General features: G+C 55.4%; 2 protein-coding genes and 1 pseudogene. 1 reads left to right on the top strand and 2 read right to left on the bottom strand.

From position 1 onward, the window contains the following. Window positions 1-110: 110 nt before the first annotated feature. Window positions 111-672: pseudogene (locus ACIQ0R_RS11210) on the top strand (DDE-type integrase/transposase/recombinase); the annotation flags it as partial. Window positions 673-734: 62 nt separating this feature from the next. Here ACIQ0R_RS11210 and ACIQ0R_RS11215 read toward each other — a convergent pair. Both ACIQ0R_RS11215 and pepN read right to left on the bottom strand, forming a co-directional pair. After that, window positions 735-1,736: a class 1 fructose-bisphosphatase gene (locus ACIQ0R_RS11215; protein WP_395827334.1), complete on the bottom strand. Its 1,002-nt coding sequence runs from the start codon at window positions 1,734-1,736 to the stop codon at window positions 735-737. A gap of 76 nt (window positions 1,737-1,812) precedes the next feature. Beyond that, window positions 1,813-4,530 carry an aminopeptidase N gene (pepN, locus tag ACIQ0R_RS11220; RefSeq protein ID WP_395827337.1) on the bottom strand — a complete coding sequence of 906 codons (2,718 nt, stop codon included), beginning with the start codon at window positions 4,528-4,530 and terminating at the stop codon, window positions 1,813-1,815. Between the last annotated feature and the right edge of the window lie 440 nt (window positions 4,531-4,970).

Below are 4,970 nucleotides of genomic sequence, written 5' to 3' on the forward strand. Positions count from 1 at the left end.
GCTATCGTTCACCCTGCCAGTATTTAGATGACTGGCTCACTGAGCAACATCAGGAAAAACAGGCGGCATAAAAGCCACCTGTTGGAAGACGAAAAATCGAGGGAAGCTCATATCGAGAGCTGGAGTTGAATTTGCGAATCAAACCAAAAAAGCGGCTTACCAGGGAAAAGCCCGAACCGTTGTCGGTGCCAACGTCGATCAACGACGTCTGGTCCATGGATTTCATGCACGATCAGCTGTCGGACGGACGCAGCATCCGCCTGTTCAACGTCATTGATGACTTTAATCGGGAGGGCTTAGGCATCGACGTCGACGTCTCCCCGCCGGCAACTCGCGTCGTTCGGTCGCTTGACCAAATTATCGAATGGCGGGGAAAGCCGACGACGATCCGCTTTGACAACGGCACCGAATACATCAGTTCGACACTGGCCGCGTGGGCAGAAAAACAGCATCCAGATCAATTTTATTCAGCCAGGACAGCCGCAACAGAATGCTTATATCGAGGGCTACAACAGAACTGTTCGCTATGCCTGGCTCGCCCACGATCTGTTTGAATCAATCAGCGAGGTCCAGGCATTTGCCATGAAATGGCTCTGGACCTACAATCACGAACGCCCGAACATGGCGCTCGGCGGCATCACCCCGAAGCAGAAATTAACCCTTGCGGCTTAGCCTCTACTTTTAGCTTTGCTTAAAAACGGGGGGATTACCAATGAGAACTGTAATAACCGTAATTATTCCTGATGGTAGCGCGTCACAAGTTCAACTTCGCTCTTGGAGCCCAAGAATACCGGCACCCGCTGATGCAGTTTTTCGGGCTGGATATCCAGAATAGCATGCTTGCCGTCGGTCGCTGCGCCGCCGGCTTGTTCGACGATGAAGGCCATCGGGTTGGCTTCATACATCAGGCGCAGCTTGCCTGGCTTGTCCGGTTCACGCGCATCGGCTGGATACATGAAAATGCCGCCACGGTTCAGAATGCGATGCACATCGGCCACCATCGAGGCGATCCAGCGCATGTTGAAATCCTTTTGACGCGGACCGGTGCTACCTGCCAACATCTCGTTGACATAGCGTGTCACAGGCGGATGCCAGTGGCGCGCGTTGGAAGCGTTGATCGCAAATTCTTTGGTCTCTGTCGGAATCCGCATGTCGCTCTGGGTCAGCACCCACGAGCCCATTTCACGATCCAGCGTGAAGCAATGCACGCCATTCCCGGTAGTCAGCACCAGCATGGTTTGTGGGCCGTAGACCGCATAACCGGCGGCGACCTGCTTGCGTCCGGCTTGCATGAAGTCCTGCTCAGTGGGGATCTTCATGCAAGCCGGTGCCTTCAACACCGAGAAAATGGTGCCGATCGAGACGTTCACATCGATATTGCTAGAGCCGTCGAGCGGATCGAACAGCAGCATGTATTCGCCTTGCGGATAGCGGTTTGGAATCGGATGGATCGATTCCATTTCTTCCGACGCCATCGCCGCCAGATGACCGCCCCACTCATTGGCTTCAAGCAGGATTTCGTTGGAAATAATATCCAGCTTTTTCTGCGCTTCGCCTTGCACATTTTCGCTGTCGGCGCTACCCAATACTTCGCCTAGCGCGCCCTTGCCGACGGCGTGGCTGATAGTCTTGCAGGCGCGGCCAACCACTTCGATCAACAACCGCAACTCCGCCGGAATGCTGTTGTGCAAGCGCCGCTGCTCGATCAGATGTTGCGTAAGACTAATCCGTTTCATATCGTTCTTTCTTCGTAGTAGCTAGTAGCTAGCGCCGCCGGGATGGCATGCCAAAACGGCGGCGCAGCGGCCAAAATCAATTGGCTAATGCTTTGCCAATCACTTCCAATACATCCTTCGACAAGTTTGGCGCTGCCGCCACCCGTTGCAAGGCAATGCGCATTTTTTCCTGCAGCGCCGGCGCGTATTTACGCCAGCGATCCAGGCTACGCGCCAGACGCGCTGCGACTTGAGGGTTGACGGCATTCAACGCGATCACCTGATCCGCCCAGAACGCATAGCCGCTGCCGTCGGCTGCATGGAAATTGGCCGGATTGCCGCTACAGAAACTGAAGATCAGGCTGCGCGCACGATTCGGGTTTTTCAGCGAGAAGGCGGGATGCTCCAGCAAGGCGCGAATGGCGGCGATGTCGGCAGTATACGCAGTGGCTTGCAACGCGAACCACTTGTCGATCACCAACGCTTCCTGTTCGAAGTCCTTGTAGAATTTTTCCAGTGCAGCAGCCTTGCCAGGAGCGCTGCTATTGGTCAGTGCCACCAGCGCCGCCAGGCGGTCAGTCATGTTGTTGGCGCTGTCGTATTGTTGCTGCGCCAGTTCATGTGCGATGGCATCATCGGCCTGCATCAGGTAAGCCAGCGCCAGATTTTTCAGCGCGCGCTTGCCGGCAGCATCAGCGTCGGGGCTGTAAGCGCCGGGGGTCTGGTTGGCGTGATAAGTTGCCAGCAGATCGTCCTTCAATGCTTGCCCCAATTTGCCGCGCAAATACTGACGCGAACGATGGATGGCTTGCGGGTCGATCACCTCGGTTTGTTCCGCCAACAGTGCTTCCGAAGGCAATGTCAGGGCTTGCTCACGGAAGGCAGCGTCGAGCGTTGTATCGTTGAGGATCAGAGCGAAGGCTTTGCCCAACGCGTCAGTGTCAACATTAGACGCAGCCTGACTCAACACTTCTTCCAGCGCCACCGACTGACCGGACTTCGATGCATCCTGCAGCGCGCTGGTCAGAGACAACAAGCTGCGTGTCGCCAGGCGCTGACCGGCTTCCCAGCGGTTGAAAGCATCGCTGTCGTGCGCCAGCAGGAACGCCAGTTCAGCATCCGTGTATTCAATGTCCAACACCACCGGTGCCGAAAAATTGCGGAGGATTGACGGTACCGGCTGTTGCGCGACATCGACAAAGCGGAAAGTCTGCCGGGCCTTGGTCAGCTCAAGCACACGAGTGGTCTCGCCGCCGACTTTGCCCTTGGCATCAGTACTCAGGCGCAGCGGCATATCGCTGCCTGTGCTGTCCAGCAGGCCGACTGCAACCGGGATATGAAACGGCAGCTTCCTGGTTTGTCCCGGCGTCGGCGCGCAGGTTTGCGACAAGGTTAGTTCATAAATCTTCTTGACGGCGTCATACCTGGTTTGCACCTTCACCCGGGGCGTGCCGGCCTGGCTGTACCAACGCTCGAACTGGCTCAAGTCGCGGCCGTTGGCGTCGACCATCGCCGCACGGAAATCATCGCATTCAACCGCCTGGCCATCGTGACGCTCGAAGTACAGATTCATACCCTTGCGGAAACCGTCGCGACCAAACAGGGTCTGGTACATGCGCACCACTTCAGCGCCCTTTTCATAAATCGTGACGGTATAGAAGTTGTTGATCTCAACATATGAATCGGGACGCACTGAGTGCGCCATCGGCCCAGCATCCTCCGGAAACTGAGCCTGGCGCAATACGCGCACATCGTCGATACGCTTGACCGCCCGGCCGCTGTCGGTGCCAATCATATCGGCCGAGAATTCCTGGTCGCGGAACACGGTCAGCCCTTCCTTCAGCGAGAGCTGGAACCAGTCGCGGCAAGTGACGCGGTTACCGGTCCAGTTGTGGAAATATTCGTGTCCCACCACTGCCTCGATATTGGCGTAATCGACATCGGTGGCGATACGCGAATTGGCCAATACGTATTTGGTATTGAAAATATTCAGGCCTTTGTTTTCCATCGCGCCCATGTTGAAATCACCGACTGCGACGATCATGAAGCGGTCCAGATCGAGCTCCAGGCCAAAACGTTCTTGGTCCCAGCGGATGCTATTTTTCAGCGAATCCATCGCGTGCTGCGTCTTATCCAGGTTGCCTTCTTCGACCCACACCTGCAACAGCACTTCACGGCCGGATTGCAATGTGTACTTTTCTTCCTGGCACACCAACTGGCCAGCAACCAATGCGAACAGATAAGACGGCTTCTTGAACGGATCTTCCCATTTGGCGTAGTGACGGCCGTCTGGCAAGCTACCCTCTTCAATCAGATTGCCGTTCGACAGCAGCACCGGATATTTTTTCTTGTCGGCGCGCAACATCACAGTGTATTTGGCCATCACATCTGGGCGGTCCGGGAAATACGTGATCTTACGGAAGCCCTCGGCCTCGCACTGGGTAAAGAAATTGCCGTTGGAGACATACAAACCCATCAGCGAAGTATTGTTTTCCGGCCTGGTCAGCGTTTCGATCTCCAGCACGACCTTGGCTGGTGCCGCTGGAATGCTGAGCTTGCGGTCTTCCAGCTTATATTGGCTGGGCTTGAGTTGCTTGCCGTTGAGGCGCAATTGCAGCAGTTCCAGTTTCTCACCAAACAACACGATCTCCTTGCTGAGGCTGGCCGGATTGCGGCGCATGGTAATGCGGGTGGCAATGTGGGTGGCGGCGGGATCGAGGTCAAAGCCCATGTCGACGGTGTCGACCAGGAAGGCGGGAACGGTATAGTCCTTACGATGTTTGGTGGTTGGCTTGACGGAGGTATCGGTACGCATAGGGTTGGTCGTTAGGGTGACGTTTAAGGTTGATAACTATGGTTGGTAACTACAGTCGGCAACTGGGCTGCCGGCCAAGTGATCACTCGGCGGCTAGCTCAAATGTGGCTGGTCAGTATTAAAAATTCGGGCAGACCATGATTCTACCAATCAAAGCCGGAAGCTTCATGCAATTTGAGATGGAAATGCGGCGATGATGGCATTGAAGCACTCTGCGGCCGCAAACAAGGGGCTGACGAGGAGGATGAATCAGCACAAGCTCTGGAAATTGCCATAAAATTACTATCGCTAGACCTGTCGGTGTCGGCCTCGCTGGAGGATGTAATTAGTTTTGTGTAAACGGTCATTTGGCAGCACACTGCCACCATAGAGGAAAAAATGACCTACGTAAAACGCACCAAACGGGCCAAGCCCGATCCTGAGTTGGTCAAGCTGGCGGA

The organism is Collimonas sp., from assembly GCF_044339385.1.
In the GTDB taxonomy this organism is placed as follows: Bacteria; Pseudomonadota; Gammaproteobacteria; order Burkholderiales; family Burkholderiaceae_D; genus Collimonas.